Source organism: Zobellia nedashkovskayae, from assembly GCF_015330125.1.
GTDB lineage: Bacteria > Bacteroidota > Bacteroidia > Flavobacteriales > Flavobacteriaceae > Zobellia > Zobellia nedashkovskayae.
In genome coordinates this window covers 525,581-544,256 of sequence record NZ_JADDXR010000002.1, presented here as the reverse complement: position 1 = coordinate 544,256, position 18,676 = coordinate 525,581, and the positions used below count along the sequence as shown (strand labels likewise).

At 36.2% G+C, this 18,676-nt stretch carries 20 protein-coding genes; 18 read left to right on the top strand and 2 right to left on the bottom strand.

Going from position 1 to position 18,676, the window contains the following annotated elements; translation table 11 throughout:
- The first annotated feature begins 3 nt into the window (after positions 1–3).
- From secY to ctlX, 14 genes are all read left to right on the top strand, one after another.
- Positions 4–1,347 carry a preprotein translocase subunit SecY gene (gene secY / locus IWB64_RS02315; RefSeq protein ID WP_194532494.1) on the top strand — a complete coding sequence of 448 codons (1,344 nt, stop codon included), beginning with the start codon at positions 4–6 and terminating at the stop codon, positions 1,345–1,347.
- A 2-nt stretch (positions 1,348–1,349) separates the two neighbouring features.
- A complete protein-coding gene (gene infA / locus IWB64_RS02310) occupies positions 1,350–1,565 on the top strand; it encodes a translation initiation factor IF-1 (protein WP_013751343.1) in 216 nt (71 codons plus the stop codon).
- A gap of 24 nt (positions 1,566–1,589) precedes the next feature.
- Positions 1,590–1,706 (top strand): type B 50S ribosomal protein L36, encoded by a 117-nt coding sequence (ykgO, locus tag IWB64_RS02305; protein ID WP_013305171.1) that lies wholly within the window; start codon positions 1,590–1,592, stop codon positions 1,704–1,706.
- A gap of 2 nt (positions 1,707–1,708) precedes the next feature.
- On the top strand, positions 1,709–2,083 hold the full coding sequence (rpsM, locus tag IWB64_RS02300) for a 30S ribosomal protein S13 (protein WP_155594674.1): 375 nt from the start codon (positions 1,709–1,711) through the stop codon (positions 2,081–2,083).
- Between the two features lie 13 nt (positions 2,084–2,096).
- Entirely contained in the window at positions 2,097–2,501 is a 405-nt protein-coding gene (rpsK, locus tag IWB64_RS02295; protein WP_155594673.1) for a 30S ribosomal protein S11, read from the top strand.
- Between the two features lie 86 nt (positions 2,502–2,587).
- A complete protein-coding gene (gene rpsD / locus IWB64_RS02290; RefSeq protein WP_194532493.1) occupies positions 2,588–3,193 on the top strand; it encodes a 30S ribosomal protein S4 in 606 nt (201 codons plus the stop codon).
- Between the two features lie 18 nt (positions 3,194–3,211).
- The gene (locus tag IWB64_RS02285) at positions 3,212–4,204 is read left to right on the top strand and encodes a DNA-directed RNA polymerase subunit alpha (protein ID WP_155594671.1); all 993 of its coding nucleotides are present in this window, start codon (positions 3,212–3,214) and stop codon (positions 4,202–4,204) included.
- A 61-nt stretch (positions 4,205–4,265) separates the two neighbouring features.
- Positions 4,266–4,826, top strand: coding sequence for a 50S ribosomal protein L17 (gene rplQ / locus IWB64_RS02280; protein ID WP_226975788.1), 561 nt, complete (start codon positions 4,266–4,268; stop codon positions 4,824–4,826).
- Between the two features lie 94 nt (positions 4,827–4,920).
- On the top strand, positions 4,921–6,042 hold the full coding sequence (gene carA, locus IWB64_RS02275; protein ID WP_194532492.1) for a glutamine-hydrolyzing carbamoyl-phosphate synthase small subunit: 1,122 nt from the start codon (positions 4,921–4,923) through the stop codon (positions 6,040–6,042).
- Between the two features lie 119 nt (positions 6,043–6,161).
- Entirely contained in the window at positions 6,162–7,454 is a 1,293-nt protein-coding gene (gene eno / locus IWB64_RS02270) for a phosphopyruvate hydratase (RefSeq protein ID WP_194532491.1), read from the top strand.
- Between the two features lie 132 nt (positions 7,455–7,586).
- Positions 7,587–9,122, top strand: a complete 1,536-nt coding sequence (locus tag IWB64_RS02265; RefSeq protein WP_194532490.1) for a glycogen synthase — start codon at positions 7,587–7,589, stop codon at positions 9,120–9,122.
- A gap of 121 nt (positions 9,123–9,243) precedes the next feature.
- The gene (locus IWB64_RS02260) at positions 9,244–10,530 is read left to right on the top strand and encodes a citrate synthase (protein ID WP_194532489.1); all 1,287 of its coding nucleotides are present in this window, start codon (positions 9,244–9,246) and stop codon (positions 10,528–10,530) included.
- Between the two features lie 120 nt (positions 10,531–10,650).
- Complete coding sequence (locus IWB64_RS02255; RefSeq protein ID WP_194532488.1) at positions 10,651–11,565, top strand: dimethylarginine dimethylaminohydrolase family protein; 915 nt, start codon at positions 10,651–10,653, stop codon at positions 11,563–11,565.
- A 145-nt stretch (positions 11,566–11,710) separates the two neighbouring features.
- A complete protein-coding gene (ctlX, locus tag IWB64_RS02250) occupies positions 11,711–12,643 on the top strand; it encodes a citrulline utilization hydrolase CtlX (protein ID WP_194532487.1) in 933 nt (310 codons plus the stop codon).
- A gap of 14 nt (positions 12,644–12,657) precedes the next feature.
- Here the strand turns inward: ctlX and IWB64_RS02245 are convergent, their stop codons facing one another.
- Both IWB64_RS02245 and IWB64_RS02240 read right to left on the bottom strand, forming a co-directional pair.
- Positions 12,658–13,905, bottom strand: coding sequence for an OmpP1/FadL family transporter (locus tag IWB64_RS02245; protein ID WP_226975787.1), 1,248 nt, complete (start codon positions 13,903–13,905; stop codon positions 12,658–12,660).
- Positions 13,898–15,211 carry a DUF4270 family protein gene (locus tag IWB64_RS02240; protein ID WP_194532485.1) on the bottom strand — a complete coding sequence of 438 codons (1,314 nt, stop codon included), beginning with the start codon at positions 15,209–15,211 and terminating at the stop codon, positions 13,898–13,900. Before IWB64_RS02240 ends, IWB64_RS02245 begins: the two co-directional genes overlap by 8 nt.
- 240 nt (positions 15,212–15,451) lie before the next feature.
- Between IWB64_RS02240 and IWB64_RS02235 the strand changes: the two genes are divergently transcribed.
- The 4 genes from IWB64_RS02235 to IWB64_RS02220 all read left to right on the top strand — a co-directional run bounded on the left by IWB64_RS02235 (position 15,452) and on the right by IWB64_RS02220 (position 18,624).
- Positions 15,452–16,450: a Kelch repeat-containing protein gene (locus IWB64_RS02235; RefSeq protein ID WP_194532484.1), complete on the top strand. Its 999-nt coding sequence runs from the start codon at positions 15,452–15,454 to the stop codon at positions 16,448–16,450.
- A 67-nt stretch (positions 16,451–16,517) separates the two neighbouring features.
- A complete protein-coding gene (locus tag IWB64_RS02230) occupies positions 16,518–16,850 on the top strand; it encodes a DUF4907 domain-containing protein (RefSeq protein WP_194532483.1) in 333 nt (110 codons plus the stop codon).
- Positions 16,851–16,854: 4 nt separating this feature from the next.
- A complete protein-coding gene (locus IWB64_RS02225) occupies positions 16,855–17,892 on the top strand; it encodes a sensor histidine kinase (protein ID WP_194532482.1) in 1,038 nt (345 codons plus the stop codon).
- 3 nt (positions 17,893–17,895) lie between these two features.
- Entirely contained in the window at positions 17,896–18,624 is a 729-nt protein-coding gene (locus tag IWB64_RS02220) for a LytR/AlgR family response regulator transcription factor (RefSeq protein WP_194532481.1), read from the top strand.
- The last annotated feature ends 52 nt before the right edge of the window (positions 18,625–18,676 follow it).

The following is an 18,676-nucleotide window of genomic DNA, read 5'->3' as shown; positions in this document are numbered from 1 at the left end:
ACCATGAAGAAATTTTTCGAGACCATATCCAATATTTGGAAGATTGACGAACTAAGGAATAGAATTTTACTAACCCTTGGTTTGTTGTTGGTATACCGTTTTGGTTGTCAAATAGTTCTTCCGGGAATTGATTCTACACAATTATCGCAACTAGCATCAAGTACTGATTCTGGGATTTTTGGATTGTTGAACGCTTTTACGGGTGGTGCTTTTGCTAATGCATCAATTTTTGCTTTGGGTATTATGCCCTATATATCGGCATCTATTGTTGTTCAGCTTATGAGTATTGCCATTCCTTATTTACAGAAGTTAGATAAAGAAGGTGAGAGTGGTAGAAAAACGAAGAATCAGATTACGCGTTGGTTAACTATTGGTATCTGTGTGGTTCAGGCCCCAGCATACTTATATGGTTTGGAAGCTTTTGGAGTTCAAGATAGTGCCTTTGTTTTAGGTAAAGGATTGGATTTTATGGTTCCTGCAGTTATCATTCTTGTTACGGGTTGTGTATTTGCCATGTGGTTAGGTGAGAAGATTACTGATAAAGGAATTGGTAATGGTATTTCATTATTAATCATGATTGGTATTATTGCTACTTTGCCTCAGTCATTTGTTCAGGAATTTATTTCTAGAACGGTTGATAACAATGGTGGATTGATGTTTATCCTTGTTGAAATTATACTTTGGTTCTTGGTAATCTTGGCCAGTATACTTTTGGTTATGGCAACGCGTCAAATACCTGTGCAATATGCAAGAAGAACAGCATCTGGTGGGTATGAAAAGAACATAATGGGTTCTAGACAATATATTCCTTTAAAGCTTAATGCTTCAGGAGTTATGCCTATAATCTTTGCTCAGGCAATTATGTTTGCCCCTAGTTTAATAGGAAAAACATTCAATAGCAGCGCTGCTGGTCAGTGGATGGAAGTCCAGTTTCAAGATATATTTGGTCTGGCTTACAATGTGTTGTTTGGTTTATTGATAATTATTTTTACATATTTCTATACGGCTATTACCGTTCCTACGAACAAAATGGCAGATGATTTGAAGAGAAGTGGTGGTTTTATACCAGGTATTAGACCAGGGAAAGAAACTGGAGATTTCTTGGATAAAATTATGTCTTTGATTACATTGCCAGGATCCGTATTTTTGGCGCTTTTAGCAGTACTTCCTGCAATTGTGGTAAAATTAATGGATATTCAAGCTGGTTGGGCAATGTTCTACGGTGGTACATCATTACTTATTATGGTAGGTGTGGCTATAGATACTGTACAACAGGTAAATGCATATTTATTGAATAGACATTATGATGGGTTGATGAAATCTGGAAAAAATAGAAAAGTCGCATAATTATGGCTAAACAGGCAGCAATAGAACAAGACGGGTCTATAATAGAAGCATTGTCAAATGCAATGTTCAGGGTGGAGTTAGAAAATGGTCATGTAGTTACGGCTCACATTTCGGGAAAGATGCGTATGCATTACATTAAATTACTTCCTGGAGATAAAGTGAAATTGGAAATGAGTCCTTATGACTTGTCCAAAGCTAGAATTACATATAGATATTAGTAATACGATAGAAGAATAAGAACGATGAAAGTTAGAGCATCAGTTAAAAAGAGAAGTGCCGACTGCAAGATAGTACGCAGAAAAGGCAGGTTGTACGTAATCAACAAAAAGAATCCTAGATTTAAACAAAGACAAGGATAGTTATGGCAAGAATTGCAGGTATAGACATACCAAAACAGAAAAGGGGCATAATTGCATTGACCTATATTTTCGGTGTCGGTAGAAGTAGGGCTAAAGAGATTTTAGAGAAAGCCCAAGTGAGTGAAGATACAAAAGTATCTGATTGGAACGATGATGAGATAGGTCGTATCAGGGATGCTGTTTCTTCCTTTACTATAGAAGGTGAGTTACGTTCGGAAACACAACTTAACATCAAACGTTTGATGGATATTGGTTGTTACCGTGGTATTCGTCACAGATCAGGTCTTCCACTTCGAGGACAACGTACTAAGAATAACTCTAGGACGAGAAAAGGAAAAAGAAAAACGGTCGCCAACAAGAAGAAGGCAACTAAATAATAAGTAGGTTATTATGGCAAAGGCAACTACAAAAACAGGTGCAAAAGCGGCAAAGAAGCGTAAAGTAATCGTTGATTCGGTTGGAGAAGCGCACGTAACTGCATCTTTTAATAATATTATAATTTCCCTTACCAATAAAAAAGGAGATGTCATTTCTTGGTCATCTGCTGGAAAAATGGGTTTTAGGGGTTCTAAGAAAAATACTCCATACGCAGCGCAAGTTGCTGCTGAAGAGTGCTCTAAAACTGCGCATGAAGCTGGTTTGAGAAAAGTAAAGGTTTACGTAAAGGGACCTGGTAACGGAAGAGAATCTGCAATTCGTGCCGTACATAATTCTGGTATAGAAGTTACCGAAATTATTGATGTTACGCCGATGCCGCATAACGGTTGTCGTCCACCAAAACGAAGAAGAGTTTAATTAATTACTATTATTTCACAGAAGTGTTTTTAACGATTATCGAAGGATAAGCCTTAATTCATAATCACACTTCTAAACTTAAGAAAATGGCAAGATATACAGGACCAAAAAGTAAAATCGCTCGTAAATTTGGCGAAGCAATTTTCGGAGATGATAAATCATTCGAAAAAAAGAATTATCCTCCAGGACAACATGGTAACGCAAGACGTAGAGGTAAAAAGTCTGAATATGCGGTACAGTTGATGGAGAAGCAAAAAGCTAAATATACTTACGGTATTTTAGAAAAGCAATTTAGAAACACTTTTGCAACTGCTAAGAAAAAACAAGGTGTTACTGGTGAAGTATTACTTCAATTATGTGAATCACGTTTGGATAACGTTGTATTCCGTATGGGTATCTCCCCTTCAAGAAGAGGTGCAAGACAACTAGTATCTCACAGACACATTACAGTTAACGGCGAATTGGTTAACATACCATCTTATTCTTTAAAAGCTGGTGATGTTGTAGGTGTACGTGAAAAATCTAAATCTTTACAGTCTATCCAAGATTCACTTGCTAGTAACAGCAAAGTGTACGAATGGATAACTTGGAATACAGCTAAGAGTGAAGGTGCTTTTGTTACCGTTCCTGAAAGACTTCAAATTCCAGAGAATATCAAAGAACAATTAATAGTTGAGCTTTACTCTAAATAATAAAGAACACTAAGTCATATGGCATTATTTAATTTTCAGAAACCCGATAAAGTAATAATGATCGATTCTTCGGATTTCGAAGGGAAGTTCGAATTTCGTCCTTTAGAGCCCGGTTATGGATTGACTGTTGGGAACGCACTAAGAAGAGTGTTGCTTGCGTCTTTGGAAGGCCATGCGATTACATCTTTGAGAATGGATGGTGTAGAACATGAGTTTTCTGTTGTATCTGGCATCGTAGAAGATGTTACAGAAATTATATTGAATCTTAAGCAAGTACGTTTTAAGAAGCAAATAGAAGATTCTGAAGCAGAAGTAGTTTCAATTTCGGTAAGCGGAAAAGAACAATTGACTGCTGGTGATTTTCAGAAATTTATTTCTGGTTACCAAGTGTTGAATCCAGAGTTAGTAATCTGTAATATGGATTCTAAAGTGAGCATCAACATGGAGATAGTTATAGACAAAGGTCGTGGCTATGTTCCTGCAGATGAAAACAAAAAATCTAATGCGGCTTTAGGTACTATAGCTATCGATTCTATTTTTACACCTATTAAGAATGTAAAATATAGTATTGAAAACTTTCGTGTTGAACAAAAGACGGATTATGAAAAATTGGTTTTCGAAATCGTTACTGATGGTTCAATTCATCCTAAAGATGCTTTGACTGAAGGGGCAAAGGTTTTAATACACCACTTTATGTTGTTCTCTGATGAGCGTATCACTTTAGAAGCTGATGAAATAGCTCAGACTGAAACTTATGATGAAGAGTCACTTCACATGCGTCAGTTGTTGAAAACGAAATTGGTAGATATGGATCTTTCTGTACGTGCCTTGAATTGTTTGAAAGCTGCGGAAGTAGATACTTTGGGAGATTTAGTTTCTTTCAATAAGAATGACTTGATGAAATTTAGAAATTTCGGTAAAAAGTCGTTAACAGAATTAGAAGAATTGGTTATCAATAAGGGGCTTAGCTTTGGAATGGACCTTTCGAAATATAAATTAGATAAAGATTAATCGATATTTCTTACACGAAGGGAAATTCCCTGGGATTGGAGAAATACATTAGAACAAAAGAATGAGACACGGTAAAAAAGTCAATCATTTAGGACGTAAGACAGCGCACAGAAAAGCGATGTTGGCCAACATGGCATGTTCCTTGATCGAGCACAAAAGAATTAATACGACTGTAGCTAAGGCTAAAGCGTTAAAACAATTTGTTGAGCCTTTGATTACAAAATCAAAAGCAGAAAACAATGTTAGTGCTGAAAAAGGGACGCACAACAGACGTATTGTTTTCAAAAACCTTAGAGACAAGTTTGCAGTTACTGAATTGTTCAGTACTGTAGCAGAAAAGGTTGCTGATAGACCAGGTGGTTATACAAGAATTATTAAACTTGGTAATCGTTTGGGTGATAACGCTGATATGGCAATGATAGAGTTGGTTGATTTTAACGAACTTTATAACGCTGGTAAAGCCAAAACCAAAACTACTAGAAGAAGTAGAAGAGGTGGTAAAAGCGGTGAAGAAGCTGCTAAGGTAGAAGGTAAGGAAACTAAAACCCCACCAGTAGCTGAAGATTCTGCAAAAGAGTCTAAAAAAGATGTTGAAACGAAAGCAGACGATTCAGAAGAATAAGATGTTTAGATTTAATAATATTTGGGAAAGGATAAACTTAATAGTTTATCCTTTTTTTTATGTTTATTTGTGAAATTAAAAAAAGAACAAACGTATGAAGTATCAATCCCGAAAAAAAGCATTGTTATTGTTAGCCGATGGCACCATATTTTATGGTAAGTCCGTTGGTGATAAAGATGGAACTGCATTTGGAGAGGTTTGTTTTAATACAGGAATGACTGGATACCAAGAAATTTTTACAGACCCGTCTTATTTTGGTCAGATCATGGTTACTACAAACGCTCATATCGGTAATTACGGTACTGTGGCTGAAGAAGTAGAATCAGATTCAATTAAGATATCTGGTTTGGTTTGCAGAAATTTCAGCTACAACTATTCAAGGCCAAGAGCAGACAAAAGTCTTGAGGCTTTTCTGAATGAGAACGAACTTTTCGCAATATCTGATGTAGATACTCGCGCATTGGTTGGTTATATTCGTGATAACGGAGCCATGAATGCCGTAATAACTACAGATGTAGATAATATAGGGGAATTAAAAGCCAAGTTGGCCGAAGTTCCGAGTATGGAGGGACTGGAACTTGCATCTAGCGTTTCAACTTCCGAACCTTATTTTTATGGTGATGAAAATGCTCCATTAAAAATTGCAGCTCTAGATATAGGAATCAAAAAGAATATTTTAAGAAACCTTGCAAAACGTGGGGGGTACATAAAAGTATTTCCATATAACTCTTCATTTGAAGAAATGGAAGCATGGGGTGCAGATGGATATTTTATCTCTAATGGACCTGGTGACCCAGAACCTTTATCGGATGCTATTAAAACTGCAAAAGGGATGATTGCAAGTGGAAAACCGGTTTTTGGTATTTGTTTGGGACATCAAGTTATTGCTTTGGCCAACGGGGTTTCTACCTATAAGATGCACAATGGCCATAGAGGTCTTAATCATCCTATATTAAATCTGCTAACAGGTAAGGGAGAAATTACATCTCAAAACCATGGTTTTGCTGTAAATAGAGAAGAGACTGAGGCAAATGAGAATTTAGAGATTACGCATGTGCATCTAAATGATCAAACTGTAGCAGGTATTCGTATGAAAGGTAAAGATGTTTTTTCGGTACAATACCATCCAGAAGCAAGTGCAGGACCGCATGATGCGGAATATTTGTTTGATCAGTTTTATGAATTGATCGAGAAAAATTCAATAGCTATGGCTTAACGTTAAGTAATTGTTATAAATACAGTAATATAGTTGTGCTGTGTAATGCATTACTTTCACGGTTTTGTATATTTACAGCTGGTTAAATTTAAGAGAATTCCAAACTTAAAATAATATTTATGAGTATCATACTAAGTGTACACGCACGTCAGATTTTAGATTCAAGAGGAAACCCAACAGTAGAGGTAGACGTAATTACTGAAAACGGAGTTTTAGGCCGCGCAGCAGTTCCTTCTGGAGCATCAACAGGTGAGCATGAAGCAGTAGAACTTCGTGATGGAGGCAAATCCTTTATGGGTAAAGGAGTTCTTAAAGCAGTAGAAAACGTAAATACGATAATTGCCGAAGAAGTTTTGGGAATGTCCGTTTTTGAGCAAAATCTTCTTGATCAAGTAATGATTGACTTAGATGGTACGCCAAATAAATCAAAATTAGGTGCTAACGCTATTTTGGGCGTGTCTTTAGCAGCAGCTAAAGCAGCAGCCAATGAATTAGGCTTGTCTTTGTTCCGTTATGTTGGTGGTGTTAGTGCAAATACTTTGCCTGTACCTATGATGAATATAATTAACGGTGGTTCGCATTCAGATGCTCCTATCGCTTTTCAAGAATTTATGGTAATGCCGGTAAAGGCAAAAAGTTTTTCACACGCCATGCAAATGGGAACTGAAATCTTTCATCACTTGAAAAAGGTTTTACATGATAGAGGTTTAAGTACGGCAGTAGGTGATGAAGGTGGATTTGCTCCAAACTTGGCAGGTGGTACTGAAGACGCTCTTGAGACTATCGCAAAAGCTGTAGAGAATGCTGGTTATAAATTAGGTGATGAAATAATGATAGCCTTGGATTGTGCTTCTGCTGAATTTTATGTAGATGGCAAATATGACTATACTAAGTTTGAAGGTGATAAAGGAGTGATTAGAACTTCTGAAGAGCAGGCTCAGTATTTAGCGGAGTTAAGTGCTAAATATCCTATCATCTCAATTGAAGATGGTATGGATGAGAATGACTGGGACGGTTGGAAATCTTTAACTGAAAAAGTTGGTGATAAAGTACAATTAGTTGGTGATGACCTGTTTGTTACAAATGTAGAGCGTTTAGCAAAAGGTATAGAGAATGGTATTGCAAACTCTATTTTGATAAAAGTAAACCAGATAGGTACACTTACTGAAACTATAGCAGCTGTTAATATGGCTAAAAATGCAGGATATACTTCTGTAATGAGTCATAGATCAGGTGAAACAGAAGATAATACTATTGCAGATTTAGCTGTAGCGTTAAATACTGGTCAAATTAAAACAGGTTCTGCTTCTAGGTCGGACCGTATGGCCAAGTACAATCAATTACTTCGTATTGAAGAAGAATTGGGTGAAATGGCGTATTATCCTCAGGATAAAGCATTTAACATTAAATAATGATTTAGTGCTTAAATGAGCAATTTAAAAAAAAGCCTTTCTTTCGATATTTTTCGAATCAGAAGGGCTTTTTTTTTGCACTAATGACAAAGTTTGCCTACCTTTTTAACAAACTTCTAACCAAAGCCTCGTATGAATAATTTTCTTTTTGTCGCCGCAGAAAATGATGGGATATCCAACTGTAAAGCAGGGGGTATGGGCGATGTTGTTCGGGATGTGCCAAGACATATCTCTAATCGGGGTGATAAGGTCCACGTGGTGGTGCCGGCATATTCAAGACTTCATGTTAACGGAACCTTTAAGACTAATCTAGATTTTCATCTAAGGGGAACTAATTATAGGGCTGAACTCTATGAAGTGGTGGGGAAAAAAGAATTTCCGAATATAGTGCATTATGTTATTCACCATCCTGAAATTCAAGAGGGTGGAATAGCACATATTTATCACGATGATCCAACAGAGCCTTTTTTTACTGATTTTATAAAGTATATGATTTTTTGCACAGCTGTTGCAGAAGCTATAAAAATGGGTGCTTTTGGACAATTGGATGTTGTTCATATGCACGACTGGCATGCCAGTGCTTTATTGTTCTTAAAAACATATCATCCTAGCTACAAAGAGCTAAAGAAGATGCGTTACGTATATAGTATTCATAATTTGGCTATACAAGGTATACGCCCATTTTATGATAATTACGCGTCCGTACATAATTGGTTTCCAGAATTACAGTTGGATCATGATGTATTGAAAGATCCGCGCTACCAAGATTGCATTAACCTTATGGCTGTCGGTATTCGTTTAGCAGATTCTGTTCATACCGTATCACCATCTTATAAAGAAGACGTAATGTTGCCTAGTGCGCGGCCAGAATTTGTTGGAGGAGAAGGTTTGGAGAAAGATTTGCAACAAGCCAATAATGAAGGTAGGTTAGTTGGAATTCTAAACGCATCTAATTATAATAATATTAGAGAAGCTAAAAAAGGGTTGCTATACCGAAATACGGTCAAAGCACTTTTTGGATGGTTACAGGACGAGTCAAAGAAGTATAAATCAGATTTCTTGGCTCATACCGGTGAAAAAATAATGCAACATGTAGGTAATAAACCCAAGTTTGTTGCCTCTAGTGTAGCACGGTTAACGGAGCAAAAATTTTATTTCTTTAAAAGGTCACCCGAAGCTTTTGAGCAAATGTTGGAAAAACTTCGAGAAGTAGATGGTATTTTTATGCTTTTAGGAACTGGAGATCCAGATTATGAAGAGTTTTTCCGAAGCATGAGCTACAAGCACGCTAATTTTATCTTTACGAACGGACAATCAGAAGATTTAATAGACTCCATGTATTTGGAGACCGATTTGTATTGTATGCCAAGTCTTTTTGAACCTTGTGGTATTAGTCAAATGTTGGCAATGCGTAACGGAAACCCTTGTTTTGTGCATCATACCGGAGGTCTAAAGGATACTGTTGAGCACAATGTGACCGGTTTTGCTTTTGGTGGGGAAACCTATGATGAACAAATTAAAAATATGGTCAAGAACTTTAGTGAGGCCGTAGACGTTTGGAAGAATGATAAGCCTAAATGGAATGAAATAAAAAGCAATGCAGAGAAGGTTAGGTTCACTTGGGAGAAATCATTAGACGAATACTATGAAAAATTATATGTTTTATAATTTTTCTACAACAAGAAATCTAATCATTGTTAATTATTAATTAAACGAAAAAACATCTCTTGTTAAGATGTTTCATTTTGCGTAAATTTACGTCCACTTCAATTTTAAGTAAAATTCAAAAATGTCAGATAAAGCTACTTTAGAGTACAACGGTAAGAAATACGATTTCCCAGTTATAAAGGGTACGGAGGATGAGCTCGCGATAGATATCAAATCTTTGCGATCCGCCACAAACGGTATGATAACCATAGATCCCGGCTATAAAAATACGGGTTCCTGTGAAAGTGCCATAACTTTTTTAGATGGTGAAAAAGGAATTTTGAGATATCGTGGTTATTCTATAGAAGAATTAGCAGAGAAAGCAGATTTTTTAGAGGTTGCCTATCTTTTGATTTTTGGAGAATTGCCTAATAAGGTAGAGTTAGAAAAATTTCATGCGGATATAAAGGAAGAGTCTCAAGTTGATGAGGAGATGAAAAAGATTTTGGATGGTTTTCCAAAGTCAGCACATCCAATGGGTGTTTTGTCTTCGCTAACAAGCGCTTTGATTGCTTTTAATCCAACTACAGTTGATGTTTCTTCAGAAAAAGACATGTACCACGCTATAGTCCGTATCTTGGCTAAATTCCCGGTACTTGTTGCTTGGACGCTTAGAAAGAAAAAAGGATTGCCATTAGATTATGGTGATGATACTTTGGGGTACGTAGAGAACATTCATAAAATGATGTTCAAAAAACCGAACCAAATGTACTGTAAAGATGATTTGGTAATTGATGCATTGGATAAGTTATTGATTTTACACGCTGATCACGAGCAGAACTGTTCTACGTCTACCGTTAGAATAGTAGGTTCGTCACATGCTGGTCTTTTTGCTTCTCTTTCTGCAGGTATATCTGCCTTATGGGGTCCATTACATGGTGGTGCAAATCAAGCTGTATTAGAAATGCTTGAAGCTATTGAGAAAGATGGTGGTGACACTAAAAAATATATGGCGAAAGCTAAAGATAAGTCAGACCCTTTTAGGTTAATGGGCTTTGGTCACAGAGTTTATAAAAACTTTGATCCAAGAGCAAAAATTATCAAGAAAGCAGCAGATGATGTTTTAGCGAATTTAGGAATTGATGATCCTATATTAGCTATAGCCAAAGGTTTAGAAAAAGAAGCCTTAGAAGATCAATATTTTGTAGATAGAAAATTGTATCCTAATGTAGATTTCTACTCAGGTATAATCTATCGTGCATTGGGTATACCTACAGAGATGTTTACTGTTATGTTCGCACTAGGGCGTTTACCTGGTTGGATAGCGCAGTGGAGAGAAATGCGTTTAAGAGGTGAACCAATAGGAAGACCAAGGCAAGTTTATATTGGAGCTAACCTTCGTCCTTTTGTAGAGGTAAGTAAGAGGTAAGCATCAGTAATAATTTATATAAATGTCCTTTTTTGAGATTCTCAAAAAGGGACATTTTTTTATTCATCAAATTATTGTGGCACACTGGTTGGTTCTCTTATCTTTACCAACAAAAAGTATATGCTTAAGCTTCACGTTACAGATGAGATTTCTAAGTTAAAAGTTTTGGTTTTAGGTACCGCTAAAAGTAACGGCCCTACTCCCAAACCAGAAGAGGCATATGACCCTAAATCACTAGAGCACATATTAGCAGGTACATATCCTAAAGAAGAAGATATGGTTCTTGAGATGGATGCTTTTTCTAATGTATTGAAGAAGTATGATGTTCAGGTTTACAGACCAGAAGTCTTAACAGATTGTAATCAGATTTTTTCTAGGGATATTGCTTTCGTCATAGAAGACAAACTTATCATAGCAAATATTTTACCAGAAAGAGAGAAAGAAGTAGAGGCTATTCTTCACGTTTTAGACAGGATTGATGATGCTAATATTCTTCACCCACCTGCTGAAGCGCACGTAGAAGGAGGTGATGTTATGCCATGGGGAGATTATATTTTTATTGGAACGTATACCGCAGATGATTACCCAAGTTATATTACGGCCAGAACAAACCAAGCCGCAATAGATTATATAACGGAGCAATTTCCCTCTAAAAAAATAAAATCGTTTCAGTTACGAAAATCCAATACTGATGCAAAACAGAACGCCTTGCATCTAGATTGTTGTTTTCAGCCTTTGGGAAAAGGAAAGGCAATTTTGCATAAAAATGGATTCTTAGTAGAGGAAGAATATCAATGGTTAGTAGACTTTTTTGGAAAAGAAAATATATTTGAAATTTCTCCTGACGAAATGTATCAAATGTTCAGTAACGTATTTTCTATTTCACCAGAAGTAGTAGTTTCTGAAAAGAACTTTACACGTCTTAATAATTGGTTGCGCGAGCAAGGTTTTACTGTAGAAGAGATTCCCTATTCGGAAATAGCTAAGCAAGAAGGTCTTTTGCGTTGTAGTACGCTGCCTTTGGTCCGGGAATAATATTTGGTTTAGTTACTTGTGTCCGTATTTCTAAGTAGATAAAACTTCCCTTTTTCGTAACGTTTCTTTTAACCTAACTTTTCTTTTTATACTAGGTTATCCAGATTTAAAAGCATTAATTTTGCGAAAAATTAATTAAATCTTTATGCAGATTACGAATAACATACTAATGATTCGTCCGGTCAATTTTAGGATGAACGAGCAGACTGCGGTCAATAATTATTTTCAAGAAGATATAGATGTTCAGAATACGACAATCAATTCAAAAGCACAACAAGAATTTGATGCTTTTGTAGATGTTTTGCGTTCAAAAGGTGTGAACGTAATTGTAGTTGAAGACACGAAGGAACCAGATACTCCGGATTCTATATTTCCTAATAATTGGATTTCATTTCATGCTAATGGTACGGTAGGTCTGTATCCTATGTTTGCAGAAAATAGACGTAGTGAAAGGCGCGAAGATATTTTGGAAACTCTTGAAGAAAAAGGTTTACACATTGAAAATATAGTTGATTATACTTCTGCAGAAGCAGAAGGTGTTTTTCTTGAAGCCACGGGCAGTATAGCGCTGGATAGAGTAAACAAAAAAGCTTACTGTGCACTTTCTGGAAGGGCAGATGAAGAGTTGTTCATAGAGTTCTGCGAAGATTTTGAATATTCTCCAGTGATTTTTACCGCAAACCAATCTGTTGACGGTAAAAGAATGGCCATTTATCATACAAATGTTATGATGTGCTTGGCCGAAAACTTTTCTGTTATCTGTCTTGATACTATAGACGATAAAAAAGAACGCAAAAATGTAATTGATCATCTGAAGCAAGATGGTAAGGAAATCATTAAAATTACTGAACAGCAAATGCATCACTTTGCCGGTAACATGCTTCAAGTTTTGGGAGGTGATGACAAGAGGTATTTGGTGATGAGTTCATCTGCATACAACAGCTTAACTTCAAAGCAAATTGAAGCTATTGAAACGTACTGTGAAATTATTCATAGCTCTTTAGATACTATTGAAACTTGTGGTGGCGGTAGCGCTCGCTGTATGATGGCCGAGGTTTTTCTACCGCGTTCAAAATAATATAATTTTTAGGCCTAGTTAATTTTTCGTTTCTGAAACCAAAGATCTTCTAGGCTTAAATTCAAGGTTAGTAGATGAAAGTTCTCTTTTATCAGTATGTTTTGAATTTGACCTTTTGAGCCATAACTATAGGAAAGGTTCATCATAGATTTTTGTCCTTGACCTACGGGTATACCTATACCGGCTGTAATATTATATCCGTCTACTTTTTTTCCGTTTATAGAAAGATATCCGTTGTCATAGTTAAAACCGGTTCTGTAACGAATACGGTCTGTATATTTATAACTTGTAGGGTCTTTTACATATTCAACGCCAATTCCAAAAATGTCTTGATCGGCATAGCTGCCAAGGCTTTCTGTCTGCCCTGTAGCATCCCAATAATTCTTTTTATAATCAGCACTTAGAGTGAACGACTCAAGAATATTCGCACTCATTCCTATACCCACTTCAAGTGGCATATTAAAGTCTGCAGAAGTGTCACTTTCTCCATCTTCTACGGTAATTTCCGTGCCATCTAAACTCTTGGTTATGGAACGTTTTATGTTGCCTTTTAAGCTCGTTGGAAGCTGAACGGTACTACCAATAGTAAAATTATCGGAAAGATCAAAGTGCATACCAAGCCCCAAACGAATACCGGAATAATTTGTAGTCTCTTCTGAGCTAAAAGCACTCTGATTAATTATAAAAGCTTCGTTTTCTTCAATGTTTCCGAATAAAATAGATGCGTTAGCGCCAAGTCTTAAATTAGGTAAAACACTATAACCCAAGTTAAATTTAAGTTCGCTTAAACCCCCAATTCCGTTTACATTACTTTCAAATGTTTCATCTGTTCCCTCAATGTTCGTATTTATTCCAATTAAAGAATAACCCACTTCGCTGTAAGGAACAAGAGATATACCCGCTCCAAAACCTTCTGCTATCCTAAAGGCAATTGCTATATTAGAGAAATTTATGGTGGTTTTTGTTTCACTATCAGCTTTGTTGCTATACTGGTTGTATTCCCCTTTTAGTCCAATATCATAAAAAAATGAACCTTCTGGAATTAATGCGTAGTTAGCAGGGTTTAAATTGTTAATTTGATTTGAGGTTTTAAGACCTATTCCTGTATAGCCCATTCCGTTAGTCCGCCCAATGCTAGATTGGTTTATGGTGCCTAGACCATATAATGAATATGGGGAACTCGTTAAACCCTCTGATTGTGCCCGTAGAGAACAGAAGTTTAAGAATACTGTTAAAGTGGAAAAGAGTGCGACTTTATTCATCTTCATCATAAATGGCATAAGTAAGTTCAAGAGTGGTGCCTTGAGTATTTATATCTGTATTGAGTACAAAACGGTCCACTGTCGAATTGTAATTGCTGGGTAAAAGAATCAGGGCATCCGAAGATTCTTGGTCTACGGATAGTAGACCTTCCAGGTATCCACTTAAGGGTAATTCGTAATAAATATCATTGAACTCTTGATTATCTCTGTTTAAAATTGCCTGTGCAGCAGAACCATCTGTAGAAATCAATTGACTAGTTAGTTCATTGTTTTGATCAACGATAAAGACGGATAAGGTGTCTCGTAAGGCCAGTGCATCATTATATGAGCTTATGGCAGGTGCAATTTTAAGGGAGGCATCTAATAGCGTTCCCTGTCCTTGAATATCAAACACCGTTTTTATATTAGGAAACTCAAGTCTAGTTGCAATACCAATTCCAGACTGGATAAAACTTAGGTTGCCCGTTTCAGAGCTATGAAGATTAAATTCCTGATCAGTCAACATCTTTAAATATTCATTGGGTTCGTCTGCAGAAATTTGGTTAAAAAACGGTACAGGAGAGCTAGACGTATTTATGAGAAAATCAGTTGAGTATTGGGTTCTCTCGTTTTCTTCCGCTATGGTGTAATAGAGTCGCATATTGGAAGTCAAAGAAAAACCTATTACAGCACCGTCATCTTCTTGATCTGGTTGCATGGTAATACCGTAAAAGTAATTTTTCAACTCATCGTAAGTCGTTATTTTCTTCAGTTGTAAATTATCAAAAAGTCCTTGCCCTAAAGAATCCGTCAGTTTTATTTCAAGAGAATCTGTGCCTATGGGTCTGGGGTAGTACGTTAGACTGCCTAAATCTTCTTCATCAAAATCTATGGTACTTGTATTATAGAAATTAACGCCATCTGCAGGCTTAAGGTTTTCGGTTACTTGTTTTATATGTATCGTGTTGGATTGTAGCGTGTCATTGTAATAGTAATTGTCCGGTCTAAGTAAGAAAGTTATACTGTCATATTCAGCATCTGTATCAATATAATAGGAAGAGGGAATCAATTCCATAAAACTTGCGGTTTTGACTGTGCCAAAAACAGGGTCATTATATTTTCCAACAAGCATGCGTGAGGATTGTGATGTATCTATACTATCAAACTTCATAGTAGAAAAATCTACCGTCATGGTGTCTAACTGAACAACGCGTATATCACTATCCGTAAAGGTATCGCCCGCCTCAAAATCGGAACTGTTTATGGCGTCGGTACTGCATGAAATTAGGGTTGACAAGCAGATAAAAGTGACTAGGGATTTTTTCATATACATATTATTTGAACGTAAATGTATTGTACGCCGTAGTGCTTAAAAACAGGAATAGACCAATACTCATAGTTATAAGACCAAACCCTGAGTTTTGGCTATTAAACAAGAAATCGTTTTGGTAGATTAAATAGGCCTGTTCATGTGTTAAATACAGGGCTTCATCTATTTAGGTTTCAAGGGTGAAAACTGTGTCCTAGTTTTGGGGAAAATTAACTGGCTAACAAAATAGAAAAGCACATGAAAGGATTCAAGTACTATATAGGAACGATAACAATTTTCAGCACAGTGATCTGTTCACTGGTAAGTTGTTCAAATGATGATGATGACGATGATTACCTGGGGAACTGGGTAGATAGGTCCGTTTTTGATGGTAGTCCCCGTAGTGGAACTGCAAGCTTTACTATTGGTAATATAGGGTATACTGGAGTAGGTTATGACGGCGATGATTATCTTACTTCTTTTTGGTCTTATGACATGGACGGCGATTTTTGGTCACAAAAAGCAGACTTTATAGGAAGCGCTAGAAATGCCGCTGTAGGTTTTGAAATAGACGGAACGGGTTACATAGGTTCAGGATATGATGGATTAGATGAACTGAACGATTTTTTCACTTATAATGCTGGCTCTAATTCATGGGAGGAAATAGCTTCTTTGCCAACAACCGGTAGACGTAGTGCTATTGCTTTTGGTATGAATGGATTTGGTTATTTTGGAACAGGGTATGATGGGGAGAATGATCGTAAAGATTTTTGGAAGTATAACCCTGGTACGGATTCATGGTCTGAATTAGTTGGTTTTGGTGGAGATAAAAGAAGAGCAGCTACAACATTCACTATTGGTGATCAGGTTTACTTAGGAACAGGGGTCTCAAACGGGATTTATATTGATGACTTCTGGGCATTTGATGCAGCTACCGAGACTTGGACCAAAAAACTGGACCTTGATGAAGAAGATGATTATTCCATTACAAGAAGTAATGCAGTTGGTTTTACTCTAAATGGGTATGGTTATATCGCTACCGGAGTATCTAGCGGAACATTAGGTACTGTTTGGCAGTATGACCCAAGCACAGATGAATGGGAATTAAAAACAAGTTTTGAAGGCACTACAAGACAAGATGGGGTTGCCTTTTCTAACGGAACTAAAGCTGTTGTTGGCTTAGGGAAAACGGGAAGTCTTTATTTAGATGACCTATATGAGTTTTTTCCTTTTGATGAGTATGATGATGAAGATTAGTTGAGTTTTTTGAGTTAGTAGTGGGGCGGTACTTTGAGGGCTGCCCCATTTTTTTAATTAGGTATATATGAAAACAAAAAAAACATATTTTTTCTTAACGGCTTTGGCCGTTATTCTTGTTTATATTGCATTTAACTATAGTGGAGCGAAATTATATACCAAAGGACTTCATACAGAAGTTTTGCAGGTTGATGAAGGATATGGGTATAAAATTTTGTATGATGATAAGATATTGGTAAAACAAGATTTTATACCGGCAATACAAGGAAAGAAATCTTTTGAATCAGAAAAAGAAGCTATGCTGGTAGGAAATGTGGTTTTGAGAAAAATAGAAAAAGGAGAAGACCCCTATATTTCGGTTTTGGAACTTAAGGATTTGAAAATAAACATTTTGGATTAATAAAATGAACGCCTCTAAAAGAAAATACTTGCCACAGTGGTTTGTACATGCCTTCTTATGGTGTGCCCTTTTTGGCGTTTTAATTTATCCATTTTTACTTGAGTCAAGGTCCATACCACCTCATATTATTATTAAATTGGTAATGGCGGCGGTATTATTTTACTTCAATTATTACTATCTGGTTCCCAACTTCCTGCTAAAGGATAAAATAAAAATCTATATTGGTATTTCTATAGTATTAATATCGATTGTCGGTTACGGATCGCATAGTTTATTTCCTCCTGAAGGGCCAAAAGACTTTGGTCCCATTACGGATTATATGAAAGAACGAAGGGAATCTAGGATGCCTATCCGGTTTTCTCTAATGCCATTTGTAGTTTTTGGAATACCTTATATTTTTGCCATAATGCTCCGTGTTTATACGGAATTACAAAAGAATGAGAACCTTCGTAGGTCGGTTGAGAAGGAGAAGGTACAATCGGAATTGCAGTTTCTAAAAACGCAGTTAAACCCTCATTTTCTTTTTAACTCGCTTAATACCATTTACTCGTTATCGGTCAAGAAATCGCCAGATACATCAGAAGCTATTATAAATTTATCGGAATTAATGCGTTATATGATATATGAGGCAGATAAAGACCTAGTACCACTGAATAAAGAAATAGAATATATAAAAAGTTACGTAGCCTTGCAAAGGTTACGATTGGCAGATAGTGAGAATGTATTTCTTAAAATATCTGGTGATGATACAGGAAAGATAATACCGGCACTACTATTTATTTCATTCATAGAAAACGCGTTTAAATACGGTACGGACTATGACGGAAAGACCAGTGTAAAAATAAACCTTTTGATCAAAGAGAAGTCTATACATCTATACGTTGTAAACAAAATAGGGAGTTTCAGAGCAAAGTCAGAGAGTAGTGGTGTGGGGCTGCAGAACGTAAAGAACAGATTGAATTATTTATACCCTAATTCTCATGAATTGGTTATAAAGGATGATGGGTCTATTTATGAAGTTAATTTAATTTTAAACCTATAAAATATGAACTGCATAATTATAGATGATGAACCGTTGGCCATAGAAATATTGGTGGACTATTGTAGAAAAATAGGTTTTATAGAAGTGGTTGGTGCTTTTACTAATCCCTTAGAGGCTATAGCAACAATAAACGAACAAAAGGTAGATGTTATTTTTTGCGATATTGAGATGCCTCAAATTAACGGCCTGGATTTTATTAGTGCCTTGGATACCCCTCCACTTTTTATATTTACCACAGCGTATTCTCAATATGCAGTAGAAGGTTTTGAACTTAATGCGGTTGACTATTTGGTAAAACCAATTCCGTACCAACGATTTTTTAAAGCTATTTTAAGGACAAAAGAGATTTTGACACGTAAAGATATGCCGGCTACAGCTGCCAATGTGTTTCCTTCTAATGGTGATGCCAATGAGAGTCAGAAATTTATTTTCGTAAAATCTGAGCATGAAAGTGTAAAAATCAATTTAGACGATATACAGTACGTACAAGGGCTAAAGGATTATTTAAAGATTCATGTGGTAGGGAGTAATAAAGCAATTTTAACACTGCTAAGTTTTAAAGATATTTTGGAAAAACTACCCCAAAATCAGTTTGTTAGAGTACATAAATCTTTTGTGGTTAATGTAAACTTCATCAAAACTATACAACGGAACAGAATTGTAATTGATGACATTCGCATACCAATTGGTGAAAGTCATAAAACACAATTTTTCTCTATGTTAGGACTATAGTGAATAGTCCTTTTAAACTATTAAGTGGTAATGTAACCGCTGGGAAAACTAA

Coding starts and splice junctions, on each gene's coding strand:
- secY (WP_194532494.1), top strand. CDS start 4: ATGAAGAAATTTTTCGAGACCATATCCAATATTTGGAAGATTGACGAA.
- infA (WP_013751343.1), top strand. CDS start 1,350: ATGGCTAAACAGGCAGCAATAGAACAAGACGGGTCTATAATAGAAGCA.
- ykgO (WP_013305171.1), top strand. CDS start 1,590: ATGAAAGTTAGAGCATCAGTTAAAAAGAGAAGTGCCGACTGCAAGATA.
- rpsM (WP_155594674.1), top strand. CDS start 1,709: ATGGCAAGAATTGCAGGTATAGACATACCAAAACAGAAAAGGGGCATA.
- rpsK (WP_155594673.1), top strand. CDS start 2,097: ATGGCAAAGGCAACTACAAAAACAGGTGCAAAAGCGGCAAAGAAGCGT.
- rpsD (WP_194532493.1), top strand. CDS start 2,588: ATGGCAAGATATACAGGACCAAAAAGTAAAATCGCTCGTAAATTTGGC.
- IWB64_RS02285 (WP_155594671.1), top strand. CDS start 3,212: ATGGCATTATTTAATTTTCAGAAACCCGATAAAGTAATAATGATCGAT.
- rplQ (WP_226975788.1), top strand. CDS start 4,266: ATGAGACACGGTAAAAAAGTCAATCATTTAGGACGTAAGACAGCGCAC.
- carA (WP_194532492.1), top strand. CDS start 4,921: ATGAAGTATCAATCCCGAAAAAAAGCATTGTTATTGTTAGCCGATGGC.
- eno (WP_194532491.1), top strand. CDS start 6,162: ATGAGTATCATACTAAGTGTACACGCACGTCAGATTTTAGATTCAAGA.
- IWB64_RS02265 (WP_194532490.1), top strand. CDS start 7,587: ATGAATAATTTTCTTTTTGTCGCCGCAGAAAATGATGGGATATCCAAC.
- IWB64_RS02260 (WP_194532489.1), top strand. CDS start 9,244: ATGTCAGATAAAGCTACTTTAGAGTACAACGGTAAGAAATACGATTTC.
- IWB64_RS02255 (WP_194532488.1), top strand. CDS start 10,651: ATGCTTAAGCTTCACGTTACAGATGAGATTTCTAAGTTAAAAGTTTTG.
- ctlX (WP_194532487.1), top strand. CDS start 11,711: ATGCAGATTACGAATAACATACTAATGATTCGTCCGGTCAATTTTAGG.
- IWB64_RS02245 (WP_226975787.1), bottom strand. CDS start 13,905: ATGAATAAAGTCGCACTCTTTTCCACTTTAACAGTATTCTTAAACTTC.
- IWB64_RS02240 (WP_194532485.1), bottom strand. CDS start 15,211: ATGAAAAAATCCCTAGTCACTTTTATCTGCTTGTCAACCCTAATTTCA.
- IWB64_RS02235 (WP_194532484.1), top strand. CDS start 15,452: ATGAAAGGATTCAAGTACTATATAGGAACGATAACAATTTTCAGCACA.
- IWB64_RS02230 (WP_194532483.1), top strand. CDS start 16,518: ATGAAAACAAAAAAAACATATTTTTTCTTAACGGCTTTGGCCGTTATT.
- IWB64_RS02225 (WP_194532482.1), top strand. CDS start 16,855: ATGAACGCCTCTAAAAGAAAATACTTGCCACAGTGGTTTGTACATGCC.
- IWB64_RS02220 (WP_194532481.1), top strand. CDS start 17,896: ATGAACTGCATAATTATAGATGATGAACCGTTGGCCATAGAAATATTG.